We start from the raw sequence: 24,397 nt of genomic DNA on the forward strand, positions 1-24,397 counted from the left end.
CTTAGCCCCTTACTTTTTACGCTTAGAGATAATTAACTTATCACTAGCTTTTTTCTTACGAGTTTTAAACCCTTTAGCCGGAGTACCCCATGGAGATACTGGATGACGTCCTGAGTTTGTTTTACCTTCACCACCACCGTGTGGGTGATCGATAGGGTTCATCGCAGAACCACGTGTTTGTGGTCTGATACCAAGGTGTCTGCTTCTACCAGCTTTACCGATAACGATATTTGAGAAATCTTCGTTACCCACAGTACCGATCGTAGCAAGGCATGTACCTAGTACATATCTCATTTCACCAGATGGAAGTCTAAGTGAAACGTATTTACCGTCTCTACCCATGATCTGTGCATAACCACCCGCTGAACGTGCGATCTGACCACCATGACCTGGATTTAATTCAATGTTATGAACCAAAGTACCCACTGGGATATTCTTCAATGTCATTGCATTACCAGTCTTGATATCAAGTCCTGACTCAGCTGACATGATTTTATCGCCTACTTTAAGTCCTTTTGGTTGAAGTACATATCTTCTGTCACCATCAACATATTTGATAAGACAAATTCTACAGTTTCTGTACGGATCGTACTCAACAGTTGCTACTGTACCTTCGATGTTAAATTTATTTCTTTTAAAATCGATGATTCTATATAGTTTTTTAGCACCTGCTTCTCTGTGACGAGAAGTGATTCTACCGTTACTGTTTCTACCTGCAGATCTTGGAAGATTCTTAAGTAGAGCTCTAACGCTTGCTTTGGCAGTGATATCACCACTGTCAAGGTTAGTCATATAACGACGTGAAGGTGTGGTTGGTTTATATGTTTTAATTGCCATCTTCTATCCTTATACCGCTAAGCTTTCGATTTTTGCATCTTCTGGAAGTTTGACATAGAACTTTTTCAAGTCTGGTCTCTTTCCTTCAATACCTTTAAATCTTTTCACTTTACCGTTTACTCTCATTGAGTTTACTTTAAGTGGATTGATCCCGAAGAACTCTTTAAACACTTCTTTAAGACCATTTTTAGTCATTCTTGGAGTTGTTTGAACTACGATGACACCATCTTCTTGAAGAGCCAAACTCTTCTCTGTATACATAATTGATTTAATATCTGTAATATCTGCCATCTTAAGCCTCTTTAGTCAATTTATCAAATAGTGCTTTTTCAATCACAATTGAGTGATATGCCGCAGCAAGATAAGCATTAAGCTCATTTGATTCAATGAGGTATGCGTTCTGAAGATTTCTGAATGCTAAGAAAGTCTTATCATCGATCATCTCTTTTACTACAAGTACATCTCTTTGCTCAAGTCCATTTACAAATGCCAATGCATCTTTTGTTTTACCTGATGCAATTTCAATGTTGTCAACAACAAAAAGTCTTTCGTTCGCTGCCATCTCTGCAAGTGCATGGTAAAGCGCAAGTTTCTTTTGCTTTTTGTTGACTTTTTGGTCATAGTTCTTGTTTGTACTTGGACCAAATGCAACACCACCGCCAACAAATAGAGGTGATCTCAATGAACCTGCTCTTGCACGTCCGCCACCTTTTTGTGCCCATGGTTTCTTACCACCACCACGTACAGCAGATCTATTTTTAGTCTGTGCAGTGTTAGCTCTAAGACCAGCAGCATACGCTTTACAATAGAGGTAAAGGTTATGCGGGTGAACTTCCAAAAATGATTGTGGAAGGTCTGTTGTTTTAATTACTGTTGTTTTCATTATTTAACTATCCTTACCAATCCTCTAGCCCCATTGTGACCAGGAATTGAACCTTTTAATACTAAGATACCGTTTTCAGCATCAAATGACATTACATCATTTTTAACAGTTACTTGTGAATTACCGTAATGTCCAGGCATTTTTTTACCAGGCATTACACGTCCAGGCCATTCGGCATTACCGATTGAACCGATACGTCTACCAAATCTATGTCCGTGTGAACCAGGTCCACCACCAAAGTTGTGACGCTTCATACCACCAGCAAAACCTCTACCCTTAGTGTTAAGAGAAGTTTTTACTACTGCAGTCTCAGCCAATACAGCTGTGTTTAAATCACCAGCTTCAGTACCTTCAGCAACTTCGATAGTCATAAATTTGTTAAACTCTTTAGATACACCATACTTAGTCTGTTGACCTTCGATGCTCTTATTAAGTTTTTTACTAGAGTTATACGCAACAAGTGCTTTCCCGTCTTCTCTCACTTCACAAACTTTCGTTTCAATAACTTTAAGAAGTGTAACTGGAACACTTGGTACATCAACAGTTCTGCTCATACCAATTTTTTCTACAATAAATTCCATTTCCTACTCCTACTTGTCCATTGATCTTATTTCAACTTCGATTTCAGGTGCTAGATCCAACTTCATAAGTGAATCAATAGTATCTGAAGTAGCCGAAACGATGTCGATCATTCTTCCGTGAATTCTGATCTCAAATTGCTCACGTGCGTCTTTGTTGACGTGTGGTGATTTAAGAACCGTATAACGCTTAAGTTTAGTTGGCATTGGAATTGGCCCTCTAATCTCTGCACCTGTACGTTTAACTGCATCTATAATAGCAGCAACTGATCTGTCTAATACTCTGTGATCGTAAGCTTTAAGCTTTAATCTAATTTTTTCCATATTTTACCTTTAAAAGAACTCGTTAGTACGTGCCTAAAACACAGGGGTTTAACCCTCTAACATAAATTTAGGAACGCGAATTATACCCAAAGTTTTTGAAAGGTGCAATGCTTTTTAGTCTAAAAATGCTACAATCTTGAAAAATATTTCCTTTTTAAAAGGAAAGTATAGGCTAGGTGGAATCATGGAATTACTCGAATATTATCAAAATCAACGTTATGTCACTATCAATTATGTACCAAGAAAATGCCAATTGCCTCACAAAGGTGATATTAACCTCTACGGTGCACGTGGTTCAGGGAAAACGACCATTATTCTAGACCTGATGCATGATAAGGATGAAGAGACGACACTCTATATAGATCTAGAAGATCCCAATTTAATATTCAACACACTCTCTACCCTCTCTCTTCAGCAATACATAGACCGTGAAGGCATTACCCTGCTCATACTTGATCATTACACAGAAGGCTATCTTCCTTCTTTCCCCAATGTGGAAAGACTCATTGTTCTTTCACGTATACCTCTGCAGCATAAAGACTTGATCCCTGTCGAGCTTTTTCCTTTAGACTATGAAGAGTTTCTTGCCTTTGAGACCAGTGTCTCTCAGAGCAGTGGTTTTAACCACTTCTTACGCTCTGGTACCCTGCCTATGATCGCAAGGTCACAAAAAACCAATGCACAAGTGATGAAAAACTTTTTGAAAAGTTCTTTCGATGTCAATGAACAGAAGCTTCTTCTTGTGCTTGCACAACACCATACCAAACACCTTACTATACATCAGGTCTATACCTTTGCAAAGGAAAAGTTTAAAGTCTCAAAAGACTGGCTTTACAAAACGATGAAGCTCTTTACGGAGGAAAAACTTGTTTTATTCATCGAAGACAGATATCAAAAATCCGGAAAAAAGATGCTGCTTTTTGACTTTGCTTTTGCCAAGTATCTTACCATAGGACAACCCTTTATCTTACAGTTTGATACTATGATAGCCTTAGCCCTTGTGAAGCACGGTATTGAGGTGCAAACACTGGGGATACATGGATATGTGACGAAAAACAATGAACTGATCATTCCTGCTCCTTTTGAGAGTGAAGAGAGTCTCTGGGTAAAGTCCCAAGGCAAATTTTCTATCTACAAAAAGTATGGGATAAAAAAAGTGACCATTGTCACAGTAGCCAATACCTACGACTATCAGATAGAAAAACTCTACTTTGAAGCGATCCCTTTTAATGAATGGAGTGTCATCAATGCTGAAGAGTAATATAAGCTAGCTTTAGCTAAAATTCGCATGCCTCTTTTCAGACCTGTGCAATGGTTCTGAGAGACAACGGGTCAGGACGGGAACGTAGCAGCCCACCTTTCTTTACTGTGTGCCGCAGTAATCTGGGAAGGGGTATTTACTTCTTTTACATACATAATCCCAATGAACATTAAACTAAAACACCCACTTTAGTAAAATGGGACATATTTGCATGTAAAATAATGATAGAGAGGTGGCCGAGTGGTCGAAGGCGCACGACTGGAACTCGTGTATGGGGCAACTCATCGAGGGTTCGAATCCCTTCCTCTCTGCCATAAAATTCATATACTTTTCTTTTTTGTTACCAGAATATAAATCATACAAAAAAGAGCATATAACCATTTTTAACAAACCAGAAAATATTCCTGCACCTGCTGCTTTAACTGCTTGCATAGTTTGCTTCATTTGCGCATCTTTGCTTTTTAACATACACTGTATTATAATATATTACAGTATTGGCAATACAGGAAGTGTCCAATATATTAATACTATGGGACACTTAACATGCATGAAAGTAAAACATTATGAAAAGTTTTAATACCTATTACATCAATAAACGACAATTAGAATCGTTTATCCACGATAAAAAGATTTACAACTCTTCTTCTCTTTTAATCCAGGTATATTCTGCCATTGTCGATAAAACATTTATATCTACGCTATTATCAGAACTCATAATGCTCTTGCCTAATGCAGTCATTATAGGGAGTACGACTGATGGAGAGATCATGGATGGAAAAGTCTCTTCAGGAAAAGTCGTTCTTAATTTTAGTCAGTTTGAAAACACTACACTTAGAGCAGCCTCTGCAGAACATAAGGTCAACGGCTATTATAGTGGACAATATTTGGCAAAAGAGTTGATCACAGATGATACGAAGCTGCTCATTGCTTTTACAGATGGCTTGCATACCAATGGAGAAGAGTTTCTCCATGGTATCGCTTCTATAGATGATAACGTGATCGTTGCGGGAGGTCATGCTGGAGACAATAGTCACTTTGCAAAGACCTATGTCTTCAGCAAAGAACATATCTTTTCAAAAGGTGCTGTGGGGGCTACGCTGAACAGCAAACACTTACATGTACATACAGACTATAGTTTTAACTGGCATCCTATCGGTAATGAACTGACGATTACGAAAGCGGAAGGTAATCGCGTATATACCATCGATGGAAAAAGCGCTGTAGATACCTATGCCTATTATCTAGGAGAAGATATCGCCAAAGGTCTTCCTAGCATCGGGGTTGAATTTCCTTTGATCGTCAATCGTAACGGTTCAACGATGTCACGAGCATGTATAGCGAAAGAGGATGACGGGTCATTGATCGTTGGAGGTAACTTATATACAGGAGAAAAAGTACGGATAGGCTATGGAAACGCCAAAGAGATCTTACGCAAGTCGCAAACCATTTTTAACACTACTTCTCGAAAACCTTCTGAAGCCATTTTTATCTACTCCTGTATGACACGTAGACACTTTATGGGTGACGAGGTCGAGTCTGAAGTTTTACCGCTTCAACAGATCTCTCCCGTATCTGGTTTTTTTACCTATGGAGAGTTTTTTAGCACCAATCAAAAAAACCTATTGAATCAGACCATGACCTTGGTTTCGTTAAGCGAGAGTGATCAAATAAACAAACCCACTCTGGATAGTCACCCACAACAGGCTGATATCAATACGACTTCCATAGAGGCATTGATCCATCTGATCAATATCACCAGTGAAGAAGCACAAGAGCAGAACAAAGCACTCCAGGAGAGCAATAAAATAAATCAAGAACTTAAAGAGCGTATGGAGTTGGCTCTCATGGGAAGCAATGATGGTATCTGGGATTGGAATATTCTTGAGAATACTGTCTATTTTTCCCCTCGTTGGAAAGAGATCATTGGCTATACCGACAAAGAACTTCCCAATAAAGTGTCAAGCTGGAGTGACCGTATTCACCCTGATGATTTTGATAAAACCTGGGCAGATGTCTATAAAAATGTCAATGGTGAAACAGAATATTATGAAAATATTCATAGACTGAAACATAAAGATGGACATTGGGTATGGATCCATGACAGAGGGAAAGTTCAGTTTGATGCGCAAGGTAAAGCTGTTCGTATGATAGGTACCCATACAGACATTACAGAACAAAAAGAAAATGAACTGCAATTATTGCATCAGGCACAGATGATCCAACAAACACATGAAGCTGTCAACACAACAGACCTACAGGGCTATATAAGCGGATGGAACAAAGGATCAGAACTGCTCTTTGGGTACAAAGCAGAGGAAGTGATAGGCAAACATATATCTTTATTGTTCCCCCATGAGACCTATGAAACATTTGTCAAAAATATGCCTGAACTGATGCAAAAGGAAGAGTACCGTACTACTTTAACGCTTATTAAAAAATTTAACGTGAAAGTTCTCATAGACCTCTCACTTTCCCTTCTTAAGGATAAAAACGGTTCCAATATGGGTATTGTAGGATACCTGCGAGATATCACCGAGCGTAAAAGAACCGAAGAAGCATTACAGTATCAAGCACATCATGATGCCCTGACAGGTCTTCCAAATCGAGCACTTTTTATGGAGCGTCTCAAGCAAGGGATCCAAAAAGCACAACGCCACAAAACAGGATTGGCAGTCTTTTTTATTGATCTTGACAAATTTAAACATATTAATGATTCACTGGGACATGGAGTAGGAGACAAAGTTTTAAGAATCATTGCAAAACGTCTTCAAGATATCATTCGAAGAGAAGATACTTTGGCTCGTTTAAGTGGTGATGAATTTACCATTATTATGGAGGATTTAAACCATCCCGAAGATGCATCCATATTGGGAGAGAAAATTCTCAGAACATTGGCAAAGGCTATTGTGATGAATGAGCAGGAACTGTATGTTTCGGGAAGTATCGGTATCAGTTTTTATCCGCAAGATGCCAAAGATGCCCAATCTCTTCTGAAGTATGCCGATACTGCCATGTATAGAGCAAAAGAAGAAGGTCGCAACAATTACCAGTTCTATGCACCGGAGATGACCGAAATCGCCTTAAAACGCATACTGATGCAAACGAGTCTGCGGCAGGCCATCGATAATGAAGAGTTTATTATTTATTATCAACCTCAAATGAAGACATCCACGAATACATTGATAGGGATGGAAGTCCTCATACGATGGGAACATCCGATTATAGGGTTGATCATGCCTGATGAGTTTATACCTCTGGCTGAAGAGAACGGTATGATAATTGAAATCGATCAGTGGGTCATGAAAACTGCCATGATGCAGATCTCTCAATGGTACAAAGAGGGATTAAATCCGGGGGTACTTGGCCTAAATATTTCTATCAAGCAGTTAGATAAAATAAATTTTCTCCAGCAGATTGAAGCGTCCCTTCGAGACAATGATTTTGATCCAACATGGTTAGAATTGGAGATCACTGAAAGCCAGATGATGAAAAGACCTGAAGAGGTCATTACAAAACTCCATCAAATCAATGCTTTGGGTATAGGGATTTCTATTGATGATTTTGGCACAGGATACTCCTCTTTGTCTCTATTGAAACGTTTACCGATCAACAGGCTCAAAATTGACCGTTCCTTTGTCAAAGATATCCCTGAAGATGAAGAAGATGTCGCTATTGTTGAAGCCATTATTGCACTTTCAAAAAGTCTTAAACTTGATCTTATCGCTGAAGGGGTAGAAACTTCTGAGCAGAGAGACTTCCTTGTTGATCATGGTTGTATCAATATCCAAGGCCACTACTGCAGTCATCCTTTACCAAAAGAAGAGATGCATGAAATACTTGTAAATCATAAAGCATGATTTCCTTCTCTTCAGAGGATCTCTTTCTCATAAAGAATACTCTCTGGTTAAAAAGCAAAAAAAGGCAATTTATAGTATACTCATAGCACTATATTATATATCAAGGGTTTCCATGAAAAAACTATCTCTATTTCTTACTATCTTTGCACTTATTTTCTTAAATGCCTGTCAGGGACCTAGTCTTTCAGGGAAAAAAGTACAAAAAGAATACTATACGGGTGGACAGATACGCTCTGAATTTATTATGGATGATAACACGGGCCAAAATGGTACTCGTAAAGAGTATGGATATGATGGACATGTACTTGCCGTTACACCTATACGGAATGGTGTACCCCATGGTGTTGCCATAGGGTATGATACAAGAGGTCGTGTACTTTCAAAAGTAAATTATATCAATGGGAAAAAAGATGGTTTATATGAAGCATACTATCCAAACGGTGATGTGATGGTATCTTATACATATAAGAACGGTGTAAAAGAGGGGCCGGCACAAACATACAATAAAGATGGGTCTATTCATAGAAGAGTGATATACAGTCAAGATAGAATTGTTAACTAATCCTACGATATGAGTCTTTTACCACAATATACACATATCATTAACCCTAAACTCAAACATATTTATCTTAGCTTTGATGACGAGGGGAACCTCGTCATCAAATCTCCTAAAGTCACACAACAAAAAATAGAAAAGCTCTTACTCAAAAAGTCTTCCTGGATCAACAATGCCAGAGAAAAGATACAACAAAAGAAAGGGAAATCTTTAGACTTTTCCAAGGACTTGGAGTTGTATTTCATGGGGAGGGTCTATCCTCTGACATTGGTACAGCATAGTAAAAAAAGAACACATCTTGAGTTTGATGGGGAAGCATTTATCCTCTTCTACCATACCTATGATGAAAGACTTTTTCAAACACACTTCGATAGATTCTATAAAACAGAATCACAGAAGCATATTCCTTCTCAGGTAGCATTCTGGGCAGAGAAAATGGGTCTTTCCCCCACAAACGTACGATTTCGAAAAACCAAACGGCAATGGGGAAGCTGCAGCGGGAAAAACGTTTTAAGTTTTAACACAATGATGATGAAACTTCCACAAGATGTGATAGAATATATCATCATTCATGAACTGGCACATATCAGGCACAAACATCATCAAAAAGATTTTTGGCAACTGGTTGAACACTATTTACCTGACTACAGAAAACAGGTCGCCGAACTCAAAAATTATACGACGTAAGGAGTCTATTATCGATTCATTTTACCTTCTCGCTTTTATGCTTATCATCCTTTTGGGATCCGTATTTGTGTATATCTTCTATCTTAAAGAAAAAAAAGAACAGCTCGATGCCATCAAACGGGGTTTTTGTCCTCAATGTCATCAAAAAAGCATTGAGCTTACAGACCAAAGATCAGGTGGGTGTTCTGGGCCAAAACTACTCTCCTTTGAGTGTTTGGAGTGTGGATATACCAACAGCTTCGCCGTAGAGAACAGTGATAGTTGCGGGACGGGTGGCTGTCGTTGATCTTCACGTACTTGACACCTAAGTCTTTTCATGTTATAACACCCTACAAAAACAGTCATTTGACATATCACAAAGGCATTTTATGAATTTTAGCAACTCCTCTTTAGATTTCTCTATACTCCCCTACCAGGAAGGTGTGAATCCTCCCGTCACCAAACCTAATCCAGAATTCTTAACAGATATAGGTGAAGAAGGTATGCGAGACTTACTCGATAGATTTTATATGGGGCTCTTTGAAAGTCCGATCAAAGAGATCTTTCCAAAAGACAGAGAAGAGATGAAAAAAGCCGCACAACACTCGGCAGACTTTTTCATACAGATCTGTGGAGGCCCTACTTACTTCAACCAAAACCGTGGTGCACCACAGATGAGAGGAAGACATGCTCCTTTTCCTATCTCGCCTAATGCGAGACTGCATTGGCTAGTCACTTTTGAAGCAGCGCTTCAACCTATCATAGAACAAAAATTAAGTTCAGAAGAAAATATACAAAGTTTTTGGAACTACATTAATGTCTTTTCACTATGGATGATCAATAAACAAGACTCATGATATGCCTCTTCTCTATCAGGGATATTCATTAGCCTAGCAAGTCGATTAAAATCTTTTTACACGTCTGTGACAGTAAGGTTTTGTTCCTTTACGCGCATAGTAATCCTGATGATATACCTCAGCACTGTAAAAAGGTGCTTTAGGTAGTACCTTTGTGGCTATCTTTAGCCCTTTCTTTTCCAAAATATCGATCAATCTCTCGATCGTTTTACGTTCTTCTGTGTTACTGACAAAGATAGCAGAAAGATATTGACTTCCTATATCCGGTCCCTGTCCATCTGCCTGTGTAGGATCATGGATCTCAAAAAAAGTTTTTGCCAGTGTTTCATAAGAGACTTTAGAGGGGTCATATACCACTTCAACTGTTTCTAAATGTCCGGTATCTTTACGTACAACATCGTAGTAGCCCGGATTTTTCACATGACCACCCATGAAACCGGAGGTCACTTCTTTTACCCCTTCGATCATTTCAAGATAATACTCTACACCCCAAAAACATCCGCCTGCAAAATAGGCTTTTTTTAATGCAGAAGTCTGTGCTTTATTTTTTTGAAAATTGAGAGAAATGGAGTTGATACAATGACGTACATTTTTTTCAGTCAACCCCTCGCCTTTAAATACATGTCCCATATGTGCCCCACAGTTGGCACACACGATCTCTGTACGTCTACCGTCTGCATCGGGAACTTCTTTGATGGCTCCAGGAATAGCATCATCAAAACTTGGCCATCCGCAGTGGGAATCAAATTTATCACTAGAGCTATAGAGTGGCGCACCACATACTTTGCAGATATAGGTCCCGTCCTCTTTGGTATCTACATATTGACCTGAAAAAGCACGTTCAGTCCCCTTATCGATAAGTACATGCTTTTCAAATGGGGTGAGCTTGTCTATTTTGCTTTTCCAAGGCTTGAAATCTTGTGCTACCGCAAAAGTAATACCCATTGTCAGTAAGACTAAGATCATGTTTTTCATTGTGCTACCTTTGATAGTTTTCAGAAACTATACTTGGCCAATGTGTAATTTTAATGTACTAATCTCTTTCAATAGCATATTTTCCAGACCCCAAAAGGACAATAGCCAAAGCACTGAATAGATAAAACATCGGTAGTTCCACAGCCCAGGTACCTTGTGACCCTAAACTCAGTAATGATCCAAGCTTCGTTAAGTAGATCGCGACTGCCATATTGAAAACGATCACACCTGCCCACACTCTACTTTTCCAGCCAATGATCAAAAAGATCGGGGCAAGTATTTCTCCCACATAGACTCCATAAGCCAACACTTCAGGTACGCCTTGAGAGTGTAGTAGCCCCTTAATAGATGTGATGCCATGCAACGCTTTATCGATGCCGTGAAAAAGCATCATACCTCCGACCATTAAACGTAATACTAATTTTCCGATATTCTCTGACATATGAAGATCCTTGTGTATAAAAAGTATATGATTATAGCAAGTATTTTGAAAAATTATTGATTTTAATAGAGTGAATAATGGTAATCAGTGAGTAAATATGATAAGAATTTACTATATAAAAAAAGGAATATTCCTCAAAATACTTTGTACTGATATTGAGTAGTGATTATAAAAAATGGATGGCCGGGAGAGGGGGATTCGAACCCCCGGAGGTGTGACCCTCACCGGTTTTCAAGACCGGCACATTCGACCACTCTGACATCTCCCGACAATTTGAAGAATAGAATATTATCCAAAGATAAATAAATTCTAGTTGATATGATGGAGGAGCCACCCGGATTTGAACCGGGGATAGCAGCTTTGCAGGCTGCGGCCTTACCGCTTGGCGATGGCTCCACACTAATATATATAAGTGGTACCCGGAGCCGGACTTGAACCGGCACGGTCACAATGACCGGGGGATTTTAAGTCCCCTGTGTCTACCATTCCACCACCCGGGCATTATTGGTACCATTCATATATTGAAATATTCATTTTTATGGAGCGGGCGAACGGGTTCGAACCGTCGACCCCAACCTTGGCAAGGTTATGCTCTACCGCTGAGCTACGCCCGCAAATCCATACCACTTCTAAGCATTAACTTAAAATTGGAGTGCGATTATAGCCAAAAAAGTTTTTAATGTAAAGAGAAAAACATTACATATACGATAAAAAGTCTATTTGCCCTCTTTTTTTTGAGAATCATCTGCTATAATCCATTAAAATACATATAAAAGGCTTTCTCATGAGAAGTGATGAAATAAAAGAGGGGTTTAGTAGAGCTCCACATAGAAGTCTACTGCGTGCAACCGGTGTAAAAGATGAAGATTTTGAAAAACCGTTCATCGGTGTAGCGAATTCATTTATAGAGATCATCCCTGGGCACTTTTTCCTTAATAAAGTAGCAGAAGTGATCAAAGAAGAGATACGTGCCAATGGTTGTGTACCTTTTGAGTTTAATACAATCGGTGTAGATGACGGTATAGCTATGGGACATGATGGTATGCTTTACTCTCTCCCGAGCCGTGAGATCATCGCCAACTCTGTAGAGACCGTTATGAATGCACATAAACTTGATGCGATGATCGCTATACCTAACTGTGACAAGATCGTTCCAGGGATGATCATGGGTGCTTTACGTGTTGATGTGCCTACAGTATTTGTTTCTGGCGGTCCTATGGAAAAAGGATACACGAAAGATGGTACGCCTATTGACCTTGCAACGGCATTTGAAGCAGTGGGAAAACATGAAACAGGCGAGATCACAGATGAAGAGCTTCATGATATCGAGTGTAATGCTTGTCCAAGTGGCGGGTCTTGTTCAGGAATGTTTACTGCAAACTCTATGAATACGCTGATGGAAGCCATGGGTATCGCGCTTCCAGGTAACGGAACCATACTTGCGCTTACACCTGAGAGAACAGAGCTTTACAGAAAAGCAGCAAGACGTATCTGTGAGATAGCAAAATTGGAACAAAGCGAACGTGAAAAATATCGTATGAAAAATATTTTAAATGAAAATGCCGTACGTAATGCTTTTGCTGTAGATATGGCTATGGGTGGAAGTTCAAATACAGTACTCCATATGCTGGCTATCGCAAAAGAAGCTGAGATAGATTTCAACCTTGAAGATATCAATGCTATCTCTAAGCGTGTTTCTCACATTGCGAAGATCTCTCCATCACTCTCGACGGTACACATGGAAGACATTAACAAAGCAGGTGGGGTCAATGCCGTCATGCATGAAATGATGAAACGTGGTGATAATATCCTCATAGACAATCTATCCATTACCGGAGAAACACTGTATGAAAAAGTGAAAGATGCAGAGATATTGGATACAAATATTATCCACACGATTGACAATCCATATTCTGAAGTGGGTGGACTTGCTATCCTTTACGGTAACCTTGCAGAACAGGGTGCTGTGATCAAAACAGCCGGTATCACCGGAGACAGAGTCTTTACTGGTACGGCAGTGTGCTTCAACTCGCAGGATGAAGCCATTGAAGGTATTCTCGGTGGTAAAGTAGAAGCCGGTAATGTTGTGGTTATTAGATATGAAGGTCCTCGTGGTGGACCTGGTATGCAAGAGATGCTTAGTCCTACAAGCCTTATCATGGGTATGGGTCTAGGAGACAAGGTTGCATTGATCACGGATGGAAGATTTTCTGGTGCAACTAGAGGAGCGAGTATCGGACATGTTAGTCCTGAGGCTGCAGAAGGCGGGCTAATAGGCTTGCTTGAAGATGGAGATGAGATCTTTATTGATGTAGATAATTATATCTTGGAAGCAAAGCTTACATTCGAAGAAATAGCGGAGAGAAGAGACAACTTCAAACCTTTAGTCAAGCCATTGAAAAGTAAATGGCTAAGACAATATAGAGCCTTGGTAACCAATGCCAGTTCCGGAGCTGTGTTAGAAGCTGAATAATACATCTATAAAGTTATATCCTCTCAAAGCGTTGCCTTGAGAGGTCTCCTCGCTCCATAAACGCGAAGCATCCTATAAAATGATTTAATTGATCAAGTGAAGTCTTGATATGAGTTTTCCCATCAGTGTCGCCTTTAAAGGCAATGATACAATGTCTTCTAGACTATTATTCTCTTTTAGAGGGTTCACGCAAGTTATTGTATCGTTTTCCATAACACCTTCCCTTTCATGCACTTCACCACAGCTTGCGCATTGTTTCCATACACCATTCCAAGATACATTGGTATTGTTACATTTTCTACAGGCATTCATAATGCCTCCGTTACACTTTTTATTAAGACAAAATTACCTCGCTGAAGCATTTCATACTGATTCGAAAAGTCATATATGGATTTCATTCACTAGAAGGGTTATGAGGAAGCTATATCCCTCATCAAGAAGAGAACTTCCTATTAAGAAGGACGTCTCGCTCCTTTATATCTGTTGCTATAAAAGTTCTTATTTAGACTTGTAATCACAACCTTTTTCTTTGCAGATGAAGCATGAATGAATTTATTATCCCCAAGATAAATCCCTACATGGTTCACATACCCTTTACGTTTTTTAGAAGTATCAAAGAAGATAAGGTCTCCCTTTTTCAACTCACTTCTTTTCACAAATTTCCCAAATTTTGATTGTCTGATTGAAGTACGTGGGATATCGATACCTATATTTTTGTAGACAAATTTTGTAAAACTAGAACAGTCATAACAATTTTTATTACCACTTGCTCCCCATACGTATTTTTTTCCTAATTTTGTTTTTGCCAATGAAGTAATTCTCTGACATTTATCAACGTCTTTATCTTCTTTCTTGCTCTTACTCTTAAAAAGATCCATGAAAGAAAACGTTTTAGGTTCTTCTTTCTTCTCTTTCTCTAAACTCATTGTATCCAGGTCAGAAAGCGATGCAACTAACTTTTTGTTTGAAGCTGGTTTCTTTGCTTTCGCAAGCGTATTCGTCTTTTTATTTTGAGGGAGATATAATACTTTCCCAATTTTAAGTATTTGACTTTTCCTCAATGCATTGGCTTTTCTTATTTTTGTCACAGAGGTATGATGTTTATGTGCGATAGCAGAAAGAGTATCCCCTTTTTTTGTCACATATTTCATCGGTTTTTCGTACGTTTTAGTATAAGGCACATATGCATTTGTTGGTACCTTCAATACCTTCCCTACCCTCAGGATATCTCCTTTTTTAAGTCCATTGGTCTTTCTTACTTTTGAAATGGTTGTATGATGTTTATGTGCGATAGCAGAAAGAGTATCCCCTTTTTTAACGGTATGTTTGATCATTTGTTTGGCTGTGTGTGTCGATGCTGCAGCTGTCATCGTACTGAGAGATAAGGCAAGTAATAACGCATAAAGTTTCTTCAATGAATTCTCCTACATAATTAAACTATAAGTACAAATGATAAAAATCCATACTTATGAAATATTTGATAGATTGTAACTATATATGATTAATCAAAAATAAACATGCTTTTAAATCAAGCTTAACCTATACTCTACCCTATACCCTATATGTTTACCTCATATTATACACTTTTTTTCAATGCTTCTACAATGTAATCAGCTACCCTAAATGCATTGGCATAAATAGTCCAAGTATACGCTACAGAACCCCCGGTAGGCATAAAACTGGCATCAGCGACAAAAAGATTCTTGACATCATGAGATCGACAATATTTGTTAAGTACGGATGTTTTAGGGTCATTTCCAAAACGACATCCTCCGGCAACCAGGTTCTGAGGGGGTGCAGAAGAGATAGCAGAATAAATGTTTTTTGCTCCCATCTCTTCAAGTACCTTCTCACACTTCTTTGCAATATAATTTCCTACTTTTATATCTTGAGGATGCCCTTCCACACGCAGTTTGCCTACGGGCATACCAAACTTGTCTTTGTGCACAGGATCCAACGAAACAAAACAGTTATCATTAGGGAGCCAGTCATTAAAGACTTCAAAACGTATACTTTTCTGTTCTGTAAAACGAGAAACCAAACGTTCACCCAGATCTTTACCCCATACCAGTTTTCCATCTTTGTAACCATTTTTACGTGCACGACTGATAATGTTTTGATGTTCGAACATGAACTCTACAGAACCGCCTTTAAATTTTCCGTCCCACCAATGGTCTATAAAATACCAGTCCAGAATAGAACGATTGACAAAAAGCCCTGTTGTCATCAGCTCTTCAAATTTGATATGTTTCAAAGCATCCTTATGCAGTTCCCCTTGCCCGGAACCTCCAGCGGAAAAAATGAGGTTCTTACCAAGTTCTCCACTGCTGTTACCCAACCCTTCAGGATGATGTGCATTGGCAGAGTTGAGTAAAAGCCTTGCACTCTCATGCGCTTGTGCAGCCACAACAAAGATCTTTCCTTTGATCTTTTTCTCTTTACCTGTCACAGTGTCAACCACTACGGCATGATCGACCTCATCTTTTTTGTCTGTATGTAAATACTTCACATACGTGTTACTCAGCAACGTCAGGTTACCCGTAGCTAAAGCAGGTTTCAAAAGCGCCTCTCTCGAACTTCCCTTTGCCCCTGAACTGCAGCCATAGCTTCCGCATCGGTTTGAATAATAACAGGCATCACGTCCGGGCTTGTCTTTGGAGAGGACAGCTCTTGGTGTGACAAGAGGGATAATGTCAAGTGCTTGACAACTCTTGTCAAAAAGTTTCACCACGGCATTTTCTTTGGTCGGAGGCTGTGTAAAATCTACCGTACTTCGGGGTGGTTCAAAGGGATGTTTCTCGACTTTGCCGGAAATGCCTACCAACTCTTCTGTAAGCGTATAATAGGGTTCCAACTCCTCATAGGATATGGGCCAATCTACCACATTGGCTCCTTCTATCTCTCCATATTTACTCTTGAGTCTAAAATCATCAGGGTGCAACCGATGCAACATACCCGACATCAAGTTGGAAGATCCCCCTACGATGTTCCCGTTCCAAAAACTCCAACCTGATTCATACGTAGGCGTGGCTATCCATTCTCCATCTATTTTTTCTTCTATCGTATGATATTCGTCAAACAGATTGGGTGTGACCAGATCTCTCCTGCAGTAAGCCAACTCATCTTTAGAGAACTCTTCACGTTTGATGAGTCGACCTTTTTCTAAAACGGCTACTTTATATCCTGCTTGGCATAAAGTATAAGCTACAGCTCCGCCACTTGCTCCCGAGCCGACTATAACCACATCATACATACTCATAACTCCATATATCTTGTTGTAGGTCTCGGAAAGCCGCCATACGAGGATATCGCCTGCCACCCTGCTTCTTGAATATTTGAACCATAGATCGGATCGCTAAAGAGTCCCTCCATTGTCAGTGTCATGATACGGGACAACCAATTACGACCATAATGTGTCTCTTCATAGGCCCGTAAAGCTTTTTCTTTCTCCTGATCTGTCATCGATATGAATCTGCCTTTTTCACGCTTCTCCAGTTCTTGTGCCCCTTCAAGGACAAACGCTTTGACGTCTTTATCAAAACTCTTGTGCATCATAGTGTCAAACAGGAATTGTGTTACATTCATAGATTTCGCAGAAGGTATTTTGCTTCCTTCAGGAAATAAATGCTCCTGCACTGCAGAGAGTGTTGGTGCTACCTTCTTAAACCTTTTCTCAAAATTACTGACCTCTTTTGCCTGCATGTAGGGAGAGAGTCCCAAAACCGAACCTAATATGAGAAATCTTCTTCTTTTCATTGCTTCTCTGTCTTTATATTGATTTTTCCTCATTATAAGTATCATGTGTGCACTTTGGGTGCAATACACTACACAGACACTACACAAGTTGTATATTATACTGTATGTGTCAAAAAAATAGTAGGAGACAAATATGAAAAAGTTAATTGTTAGTGCGTTCATAAGTTTGGCAATGCTTGCTTTTACCGGATGTACAAAAAACAGTACTGCAGAAGCAGATACTAAATGCTCAGCAAGCAGTAAATGTTCTGGAGCAACAAAATGTTCTGGAGACACAGTAAAAGCTGCTGCGACAAAATGTGATGCTAGTAAGAAATGTGGTTAATAAATATAACTACTCTTTATCTTTAGCTTGAGTATATCAAGTAGATAGAGGTTTTATTTATCGCATACACTTATATTACACTACACCATTATTTTAAAGGATATTATCATGCTAAAACTACTCTTTTGTGCACTACTGAGTTTGTCACTGTTCTCACTTACCGGATGTGAAGAGAAAGAAAACACAAACACTGGGCCTATGACAAAATGTGAAGCTGGAAAATGTGACAGTGCGATGGAAAAATCGGAAGTACCTGCTCAAAAGTGTAATGCAGATGCTAAAGATAGTGATAAATAGGCTCTTCGTTCTGTTCTCTTTTAAAGAGAACAGGCTTCTTTTTTTTACTCAATACACACAGCGTACACATCATTCATACTATACTTGCACTGTAACAACAACAGATATTGTATATAAAGGAGTTACATATGCTAAAAGATATCTATCCTACCACTAGAAATATATTAAGCAAGGGTGAAGACATTGCCTTACTTTTAGCCAGACTTACTATCGCCTATGGATTTTACGGACCCGCGATGGGAAAGTGGTCAGATATATCTAGTGTTGCCACCTGGTTCGGTACCTTAGGCATCCCTTTCCCTACCTTGAATGCCTATCTGGCAGCCAGTACGGAACTGTTGGGTGTCGTGTTGTTGACATTAGGTCTATTTACAAGACTAATTTCCCTGCCGCTTATTGTGGTGATGGTTGTTGCCATTACGACTGTACATTTATCCCATGGCTTTTCGGCAGGAGACAATGGGTTTGAGATTCCTTTATACTACATGCTGTTTTTAGCAATATTTGCTTCATTTGGAGCCGGAAAATTTAGCTTGGACCACCTTCTTTTTGGTGAAGAGCAATAACACAAAGGAAAAACGATGAAAAAATTACTGATATTACTTGGAGCAATAGTGCTCACATTTACACTGGCAACAGCAGAGGGAAAATGTGGTAAATGTGACAGCAGTAAAAAAACTGAAACCAAATGTGACAGTGGAAAATGTGATAATGGAAAAAAAGCTGAAAAAAAATGTGACAATGGAAAATGTGACAATGGGAAAAAAACTGAAGACAAATGTGATAGCGGTAAAAAAGCTCCAGCCAAAGGTAAATGTGGTAAAGGTAAATGTGGAGAATAATCTACACATAACACTTCTTTTTCAAGTCTCCTCTATCTCATGCGAGAGGGGATTTATCTTTCTTTTATAAATCATTGTATAATGTATCCATTAAGCCCAAAAGGATACCTATGCGACACTTACTGATCATGCTCACACTATTATTATCTTTTGCAGGATGTGAAGACAAGGAACAGGCTGCACATGATGCCCAAATAGCACAACATGCTAGAGCAGAACTGCTTGCTGAACTTGAGGCCGAAAAGGCACTGAAACAAAAAGAGTCGCAAGAAAAAAATGAAACAAAGCTAAGCAAGATGGGAGTCCATATGGACGATGGTATTATCACGATTGATACGAATAAAACAAAAGACTTTTTTAGAGACTTAAATCAAAAGATGGCTGTACACATAAAAAAAATCTCTGATGACCTGGAAAAAGGAATCATTGAAACCAAAGAGGCTGGAGTAGAGATGAATGAACAACATATTCATATCGACCTCAACAAAACCCAAAATCTACTTCAAGATTGGGGAAAGAAAATGCAGATTTTTGTACAAGAATTTGAAGAAGTGGCACAAACACTAGAAACGAATGAATCAAATACTACAACTAAAGGAATGTAATGCAACCCATCGATATGAACTCTGATGAATTTCAAGCTGAATTAGAAAAGACATGGACCTTTGTAGACAAAGTCAATAACCAGTTTGGTTTTGTGCTCAACCCCAATGAAGAGGTCAACGAAGGTGTGGCTATGGGACTCGCACGGAATAAACTGATCTATGGAAAGAGATTTTGTCCATGTTTCATGGTGATAGGAGAGACAAAAGAAGAACAAAAAGCCGCAGACAACCGTGTCTGCCCATGTACCCCTGCTCTGGAAAAAGAGATCCCTGAAGATGGTACCTGCCACTGTGGGATCTTCTGTACCCCAGAGTACGCCCAGGCACAAATGCAACATGATGCCATAGAAGAAGTCGTACATCAGCACTCTGGCGGTTTGACAAAAGAGCAAGCAGAGACTCTTCTGAAAGAAGAACAACTTGACGGAGATGAACTTGAAGCACTCATAGAAGCAAAAAACCTGGGGATGATCGATTTTACCCTGGTAGATACAAGAGAGTACATGGAGTACCAAATGGAGCATATCGTAGGGACAGACAAACTTGTACCTACTTCACAGTTCTATGCAAAAGTAGAAGAAGAACTCACAGGACTCAAAAAAGAACCTATCATCGTTTACTGTCACTCAGGAAGCAGAAGCTACCAGGTACAGCATGCAATGAAAGGCTTAGGGTTTGAGCACGTATGCAACCTAAGACCAGGGATTATCGGCTTTTCAGGTGAAACCCAAAGAGGATAACCTCTATTCCTATTAGGAGGAAACTTTTCCTCCTCTCCCAAAATGCGGAAGCCCTTACCCCTCAAACAAATCACAACGATAATACTATCAATTAGCCCACGACAGTCCTTTGCATTTTGTTTTTTTGGGTTCGTTTTCTTATTTGTTGCATCAACAAATAAAAAAAGAAATGAATACAATACAATCCAAAGACAAAATTATAAATTTTAAAAAAGTTGGGGAAATAATTAAAGGGGATGAGGAGCCGAAGCCCCTCAAGAAATAGTTAACTAAAAAGTTAATTATTTAGCAAGTGCTGCTTTAGAAGCCTCAGCTACTTTTGCAAAACTTTCAGGAGCATTCATTGCCATATCAGCAAGAATTTTTCTGTCAAGTTCGATATTTGCAAGTTTAAGACCATGCATGAATGTTGAATAGTTCATTCCATTTAATCTTGTAGCTGCATTGATACGAACGATCCAGAGTCTTCTGAAATCTCTCTTTTTTTGTCTTCTATCTCTGTAAGCATATACTAATGAACGCTCAAGTTGCTCTTTCGCTTTTCTGAAGTGTTTTCTTCTACCGCTATAGAACCCTCTAGCTTGTTTTAATAATCTTTTGTGTCTTCTACTTCTTACGACACCAGTTTTTACTCTCATGGTTTTCCTTTACCTTAGACTTGTACTGTAACTTTTTAAAAGTCAGTTTTAGTAGGTGTCAAACATTCTCTCTGTTTGAACTTGCCCCTAATCGGGGGAATATTATCTATCAAAAAATGATTAGTTGATCATCTCTTTAATGTTTTTTGCATCAACAGGGTCAACGTGCTTAGGACTTCTCATACTTCTATGATGTTTACCATCAACTTTAGAAAGGATGTGACTTCTGTACGCCGTACCTCTTTTGATTTTGCCGCTTTTTTTCACTTTAAAACGCTTTACAGCGCCTTTAACACTTTTCATTTTTGGCATATGCTTACTCCCTTATGGATTTTTTCCACTAAATATAGTTTTAGTAGAAAATGGGACGGTATTATACCCAAAATATCTAAAAGATTTATAAAATCTCGCCAGCCTCGTGCTTGATACGGATATCCATGAATTCATAATGAATGTAAAAGTTTTAAATTCCCGGGTCAAGTCCGAGAATGACGTGAAAGCTCTAACCCTATTTGTGTTAAAATCTATCTATTAAAAATGAGGGCGGGATTAGTGGACAAAGTAACCGAAATACTTTCTCAAAAAAAGAAACTTCTAACAGAGGTTTATTTTGATTTACAAGTACATTTTGAAGAAAAGTATGGGAAAGATGCCCTTGTCTTGATGGAAATCGGTACTTTTTTTGAAGTCTATGAAGTGAACAATGATGAGATGAAAGTAGGTAAAGCCAAAGAGATCGCCGAACTGCTTAATATCCAACTCACACGCAAAAGTAAAGCCGTGTTAGAAAACTCAGTTTCCAACCCTCTTCTTGCAGGTGTCCCTGCTGTCTCTTTAGACCGTTATCTCTCCCGCCTCATCTCTACCAAAAAATATACCATTATCGTGGTCAAACAAAAAGGAGAGATGCCAAATATCAAACGCTATGTGTCTAACATCATCTCTCCGGGTACAAACTTTGAATACCTCAGTGAACCCTCTGAAAACAACATTGTCTCTCTACTCATAGATGAAAATGCAGGTATCTTCTCTGTAGGGTATGCTGCTATAGATGTGAGTACGGGTAAAACCATCTGTAATGAGATACACTCCACCCGCGATGACAAAACGTATGCCCTGGATGAAGCTTTTAATCTTTTACAGACCTACACAACTTCAGAAGTGATCATCACACTTGACAGCAAAGAGATAGACAAAGAGTGGATCGTGCACTATTTGGAACTTGAGTCTCTGCACTACTCTCTCAATACAAAACGCTTTAAAATACAATTTCAAAATGAACTCTTTACCCGTGTCTTCAACATCAACTCTTTTCTTTCCAGCATTGAGTTCTTGGACCTTGAGAGGCATCCGTATACGACAGAGTCTTTGGCGGTGCTGATCGACTTTATTATCGAACATGATGAGAGTATTATAGAGAAGATGAACAAGCCACAGTTCTTGGGAAATAACCGTTATATGTACATCGGGAACAATGCGATGGAACAGCTTTCAGTGATCTCCCGTGACGCTGCAGACATCACGCTGCTTGACCTGATAGATAAAACCTCTACCGCTTTTGGGAAGCGTCTCCTTAAAGAGAGATTGCTCAACCCTATCTGCGATAAAGCATTACTGGAACAGCGCTATACTCTGACAGAACTGCTGCTGCCTAGCATCAATCGTTTTGAGACACACCTGAAACAGATCTATGACCTTGAACGTATCACAAGGCGTATCAAACTGCGAAAACTGCACCCTGTAGAACTCACCTATATCACGATGTCCCTGGAGGCGATCCTCAAGCTTCTTGAGGATGCCCAAAGCAATGGTCTTGAGATGGATGACAATCTCTATGCTGAGACACAAGAGATGCTCAAAGTCTTACAGGACACTTTTGAACTGGATGTCTGTGCAAGATTTCGCATAGAACAGATCAATGACAACCTTTTTAAAGATGGTGTCTACCCTGCGATTGACACCATTGTCAAGCATCAGCAAAAAGAAGTCAATAAGATGGACCAAGTTGCCACCCATGTGGAATCACTCTTTGATCAGGACAAGCTGTTCTCAGGTACTGCCAAATATGCGACGGTAAATTATCTAGAAAGCGAAGGTTACTTTCTGAATCTCACGAAAAACCGATTTACGCTTATAGAAAAAGCGCTCAAAGACTCTTTTGTCACCATTGACAACCAACATCACTTCTTTAAAGACTTTCATTACAAATATTTAAAAAATGCTGTCAAGGTACAAGCACCGCTTTTTGAAGAGATCACACGAAACTATGAAGCGTCTCAAGTCAAACTTGTTTCCCTTGTCAAACAACGCTATATAGAGAGCCTTGATCTTCTTGAAAACAGGTTCTCTTTACTGCTTGATAAACTGATCGTCTTCATCGCCGACATCGATGTGGCGATCTCTAATGCCAAATGCAGCAAAAGCATGAACCTATCCCGCCCTATCATAGAAGAAGGGAATTTTTATGAGGCGACGGCATTGCGCCATCCTATCATAGAATCCAATGATGAACGCGGTATCTATGTGCCTAATGATGTTTTTTTAGGCCAGAACAATGGTACGACACACAATCATATCACCCTCAATGCCAGTGATGGTGAAGATGTTCTAGGCACGCTTCTGTATGGTATCAACTCTTCAGGAAAATCCTCGTTGATGAAAAGTATAGGGATTTCAGTAGTCCTGGCACAGGCTGGTTTTTTTGTACCTGCGGTGGAACTGCGCTTTGGGCTCTATGACAAACTCTTTACACGTATCGTATCACAAGACAATCTTTACAAAGGATTGTCAACATTCGCAGTGGAGATGATGGAGCTCAAAAACATCTTTAACCGTGCAAATGAGCGCTCTTTGGTCTTAGGTGACGAGATAAGCCAAGGTACAGAAACAGAATCTGCTCTTGCCATCGTTTCAAGTGCTATACTAAAGCTTATCTCATTGAGATCGACCTTTATCTTTGCTACGCACTTACATCAGCTAGGAAGCATCCCTCAGCTTCAAAGCATGAAACATCTTATCTTCTTGCATTTGGGTATCAAGTATGATGAAAGCAATGATACTCTCATCTATAACCGTGTACTGCAGTTAGGTATGGGAGACAGTCTTTACGGACTTGAATTTGCAAAATCACTACATATGGACAGTGAATTTCTTCAAATGGCACAAACCATACGAGAAAACCTGAACCATGGGGGAAGTGATATTAAAAAGCTACGTAGACAGAAAAGCAGCAAATACAATAAAGACCTTTACCTCAGTAAATGTGCCTTATGTGAGAAGAGTGTAGAAGATGTCCATCATATCGCTGAGCAGAGGCATGCGAATGAAGAGGGACAGATAGACCACTTCCACAAAAACCATAAATACAACCTCATCCCTCTATGCAAAAAGCATCATAACCTGGTGCATGAAGGAAAGATCAATATCTCTGGATTTGTGATGACAAGTGAAGGATTAAAATTGCATTATGACCTCAAAGAGTAGTA

The 24,397-nt window shown here is 39.3% G+C and carries 27 protein-coding genes, 5 tRNA genes and 1 other RNA gene; 16 read left to right on the forward strand and 17 right to left on the reverse strand.

From position 1 onward, the window contains the following. Positions 1–9: 9 nt before the first annotated feature. The 5 genes from rplB to rpsJ are packed head-to-tail and all read right to left on the reverse strand — an operon-like array spanning position 10 to position 2,622. Positions 10–837, reverse strand: a complete 828-nt coding sequence (gene rplB / locus LDM93_RS08270) for a 50S ribosomal protein L2 (RefSeq protein WP_223891933.1) — start codon at positions 835–837, stop codon at positions 10–12. A gap of 9 nt (positions 838–846) precedes the next feature. After that, positions 847–1,128, reverse strand: a complete 282-nt coding sequence (locus tag LDM93_RS08275) for a 50S ribosomal protein L23 (RefSeq protein ID WP_223891934.1) — start codon at positions 1,126–1,128, stop codon at positions 847–849. Between the two features lies 1 nt (position 1,129). Next, on the reverse strand, positions 1,130–1,720 hold the full coding sequence (gene rplD, locus LDM93_RS08280; RefSeq protein WP_223891935.1) for a 50S ribosomal protein L4: 591 nt from the start codon (positions 1,718–1,720) through the stop codon (positions 1,130–1,132). After that, complete coding sequence (rplC, locus tag LDM93_RS08285; protein ID WP_223891936.1) at positions 1,720–2,301, reverse strand: 50S ribosomal protein L3; 582 nt, start codon at positions 2,299–2,301, stop codon at positions 1,720–1,722. Before rplC ends, rplD begins: the two co-directional genes overlap by 1 nt. 9 nt (positions 2,302–2,310) lie before the next feature. Continuing rightward, positions 2,311–2,622 (reverse strand): 30S ribosomal protein S10, encoded by a 312-nt coding sequence (gene rpsJ / locus LDM93_RS08290; protein WP_223891937.1) that lies wholly within the window; start codon positions 2,620–2,622, stop codon positions 2,311–2,313. A gap of 184 nt (positions 2,623–2,806) precedes the next feature. Here rpsJ and LDM93_RS08295 point away from each other — a divergent pair, with 184 nt between their 5' ends. The 8 genes from LDM93_RS08295 to LDM93_RS08330 all read left to right on the forward strand — a co-directional run bounded on the left by LDM93_RS08295 (position 2,807) and on the right by LDM93_RS08330 (position 9,819). Beyond that, entirely contained in the window at positions 2,807–3,883 is a 1,077-nt protein-coding gene (locus LDM93_RS08295) for an AAA family ATPase (RefSeq protein ID WP_223891938.1), read from the forward strand. Between the two features lie 34 nt (positions 3,884–3,917). Beyond that, positions 3,918–4,015, forward strand: an RNA gene (gene ffs / locus LDM93_RS08300) — signal recognition particle sRNA small type. A 94-nt stretch (positions 4,016–4,109) separates the two neighbouring features. Next, positions 4,110–4,197, forward strand: a tRNA-Ser gene (locus LDM93_RS08305). A gap of 249 nt (positions 4,198–4,446) precedes the next feature. After that, positions 4,447–7,740 carry an EAL domain-containing protein gene (locus LDM93_RS08310; protein ID WP_223891939.1) on the forward strand — a complete coding sequence of 1,098 codons (3,294 nt, stop codon included), beginning with the start codon at positions 4,447–4,449 and terminating at the stop codon, positions 7,738–7,740. 112 nt (positions 7,741–7,852) lie between these two features. Then, positions 7,853–8,302 (forward strand): toxin-antitoxin system YwqK family antitoxin, encoded by a 450-nt coding sequence (locus tag LDM93_RS08315; RefSeq protein ID WP_223891940.1) that lies wholly within the window; start codon positions 7,853–7,855, stop codon positions 8,300–8,302. A 9-nt stretch (positions 8,303–8,311) separates the two neighbouring features. Continuing rightward, entirely contained in the window at positions 8,312–8,983 is a 672-nt protein-coding gene (locus tag LDM93_RS08320) for a M48 family metallopeptidase (RefSeq protein WP_223891941.1), read from the forward strand. Positions 8,984–9,035: 52 nt separating this feature from the next. Beyond that, positions 9,036–9,269 carry a hypothetical protein gene (locus LDM93_RS08325; protein WP_223891942.1) on the forward strand — a complete coding sequence of 78 codons (234 nt, stop codon included), beginning with the start codon at positions 9,036–9,038 and terminating at the stop codon, positions 9,267–9,269. An 82-nt stretch (positions 9,270–9,351) separates the two neighbouring features. Then, positions 9,352–9,819, forward strand: a complete 468-nt coding sequence (locus LDM93_RS08330; RefSeq protein ID WP_223891943.1) for a globin — start codon at positions 9,352–9,354, stop codon at positions 9,817–9,819. A 45-nt stretch (positions 9,820–9,864) separates the two neighbouring features. Here the strand turns inward: LDM93_RS08330 and LDM93_RS08335 are convergent, their stop codons facing one another. From LDM93_RS08335 to LDM93_RS08360, 6 genes are all read right to left on the reverse strand, one after another. Continuing rightward, positions 9,865–10,794, reverse strand: a complete 930-nt coding sequence (locus LDM93_RS08335; protein ID WP_223891944.1) for a bifunctional methionine sulfoxide reductase B/A protein — start codon at positions 10,792–10,794, stop codon at positions 9,865–9,867. Between the two features lie 58 nt (positions 10,795–10,852). Beyond that, complete coding sequence (locus LDM93_RS08340) at positions 10,853–11,236, reverse strand: DoxX family protein (protein ID WP_223891945.1); 384 nt, start codon at positions 11,234–11,236, stop codon at positions 10,853–10,855. A gap of 180 nt (positions 11,237–11,416) precedes the next feature. After that, positions 11,417–11,504 (reverse strand) — tRNA-Ser (locus LDM93_RS08345). A 54-nt stretch (positions 11,505–11,558) separates the two neighbouring features. Continuing rightward, positions 11,559–11,632 (reverse strand) — tRNA-Cys (locus tag LDM93_RS08350). 17 nt (positions 11,633–11,649) lie between these two features. Next, a tRNA-Leu gene (locus LDM93_RS08355) sits at positions 11,650–11,736 on the reverse strand. A 39-nt stretch (positions 11,737–11,775) separates the two neighbouring features. Next, positions 11,776–11,850, reverse strand: a tRNA-Gly gene (locus LDM93_RS08360). Positions 11,851–12,020: 170 nt separating this feature from the next. On the opposite strand from LDM93_RS08360, the gene ilvD reads away from it, so the two are divergent. Continuing rightward, on the forward strand, positions 12,021–13,709 hold the full coding sequence (gene ilvD / locus LDM93_RS08365) for a dihydroxy-acid dehydratase (protein ID WP_223891946.1): 1,689 nt from the start codon (positions 12,021–12,023) through the stop codon (positions 13,707–13,709). 84 nt (positions 13,710–13,793) lie between these two features. Here the strand turns inward: ilvD and LDM93_RS08370 are convergent, their stop codons facing one another. From LDM93_RS08370 to LDM93_RS08385, 4 genes are all read right to left on the reverse strand, one after another. Beyond that, positions 13,794–14,021, reverse strand: coding sequence for a hypothetical protein (locus LDM93_RS08370; protein ID WP_223891947.1), 228 nt, complete (start codon positions 14,019–14,021; stop codon positions 13,794–13,796). Between the two features lie 140 nt (positions 14,022–14,161). Continuing rightward, positions 14,162–15,124: a C40 family peptidase gene (locus LDM93_RS08375; protein ID WP_223891948.1), complete on the reverse strand. Its 963-nt coding sequence runs from the start codon at positions 15,122–15,124 to the stop codon at positions 14,162–14,164. A gap of 161 nt (positions 15,125–15,285) precedes the next feature. Continuing rightward, complete coding sequence (locus LDM93_RS08380; protein WP_223891949.1) at positions 15,286–16,968, reverse strand: GMC family oxidoreductase; 1,683 nt, start codon at positions 16,966–16,968, stop codon at positions 15,286–15,288. Beyond that, entirely contained in the window at positions 16,965–17,498 is a 534-nt protein-coding gene (locus tag LDM93_RS08385; protein WP_223891950.1) for a gluconate 2-dehydrogenase subunit 3 family protein, read from the reverse strand. Before LDM93_RS08385 ends, LDM93_RS08380 begins: the two co-directional genes overlap by 4 nt. 100 nt (positions 17,499–17,598) lie before the next feature. On the opposite strand from LDM93_RS08385, the gene LDM93_RS08390 reads away from it, so the two are divergent. The 6 genes from LDM93_RS08390 to LDM93_RS08415 all read left to right on the forward strand — a co-directional run bounded on the left by LDM93_RS08390 (position 17,599) and on the right by LDM93_RS08415 (position 20,274). Further along, the gene (locus LDM93_RS08390; protein ID WP_223891951.1) at positions 17,599–17,790 is read left to right on the forward strand and encodes a hypothetical protein; all 192 of its coding nucleotides are present in this window, start codon (positions 17,599–17,601) and stop codon (positions 17,788–17,790) included. Positions 17,791–17,898: 108 nt separating this feature from the next. Next, on the forward strand, positions 17,899–18,087 hold the full coding sequence (locus tag LDM93_RS08395) for a hypothetical protein (RefSeq protein ID WP_223891952.1): 189 nt from the start codon (positions 17,899–17,901) through the stop codon (positions 18,085–18,087). A 128-nt stretch (positions 18,088–18,215) separates the two neighbouring features. Then, positions 18,216–18,653 (forward strand): DoxX family protein, encoded by a 438-nt coding sequence (locus LDM93_RS08400; RefSeq protein WP_223891953.1) that lies wholly within the window; start codon positions 18,216–18,218, stop codon positions 18,651–18,653. A gap of 15 nt (positions 18,654–18,668) precedes the next feature. Continuing rightward, positions 18,669–18,929 carry a hypothetical protein gene (locus tag LDM93_RS08405; protein WP_223891954.1) on the forward strand — a complete coding sequence of 87 codons (261 nt, stop codon included), beginning with the start codon at positions 18,669–18,671 and terminating at the stop codon, positions 18,927–18,929. A gap of 110 nt (positions 18,930–19,039) precedes the next feature. Then, positions 19,040–19,534 (forward strand): hypothetical protein, encoded by a 495-nt coding sequence (locus LDM93_RS08410; protein WP_223891955.1) that lies wholly within the window; start codon positions 19,040–19,042, stop codon positions 19,532–19,534. Further along, entirely contained in the window at positions 19,534–20,274 is a 741-nt protein-coding gene (locus tag LDM93_RS08415; RefSeq protein WP_223891956.1) for a ferredoxin-thioredoxin reductase catalytic domain-containing protein, read from the forward strand. The genes LDM93_RS08410 and LDM93_RS08415 overlap by 1 nt, the downstream gene beginning before the upstream one ends. Before the next feature lie 281 nt (positions 20,275–20,555). On the opposite strand, the gene rplT is transcribed toward LDM93_RS08415, so the two are convergent. Then, entirely contained in the window at positions 20,556–20,912 is a 357-nt protein-coding gene (gene rplT, locus LDM93_RS08420) for a 50S ribosomal protein L20 (RefSeq protein WP_223891957.1), read from the reverse strand. Positions 20,913–21,032: 120 nt separating this feature from the next. After that, positions 21,033–21,224: a 50S ribosomal protein L35 gene (rpmI, locus tag LDM93_RS08425; protein WP_223891958.1), complete on the reverse strand. Its 192-nt coding sequence runs from the start codon at positions 21,222–21,224 to the stop codon at positions 21,033–21,035. Between the two features lie 240 nt (positions 21,225–21,464). Here rpmI and LDM93_RS08430 point away from each other — a divergent pair, with 240 nt between their 5' ends. Beyond that, positions 21,465–24,395 carry a DNA mismatch repair protein gene (locus LDM93_RS08430; RefSeq protein WP_223891959.1) on the forward strand — a complete coding sequence of 977 codons (2,931 nt, stop codon included), beginning with the start codon at positions 21,465–21,467 and terminating at the stop codon, positions 24,393–24,395. Positions 24,396–24,397: the final 2 nt, after the last annotated feature.

Origin of the sequence: Sulfurovum sp. TSL6, assembly GCF_019972115.1 — a bacterium.
In the GTDB taxonomy this organism is placed as follows: Bacteria; Campylobacterota; Campylobacteria; order Campylobacterales; family Sulfurovaceae; genus Sulfurovum.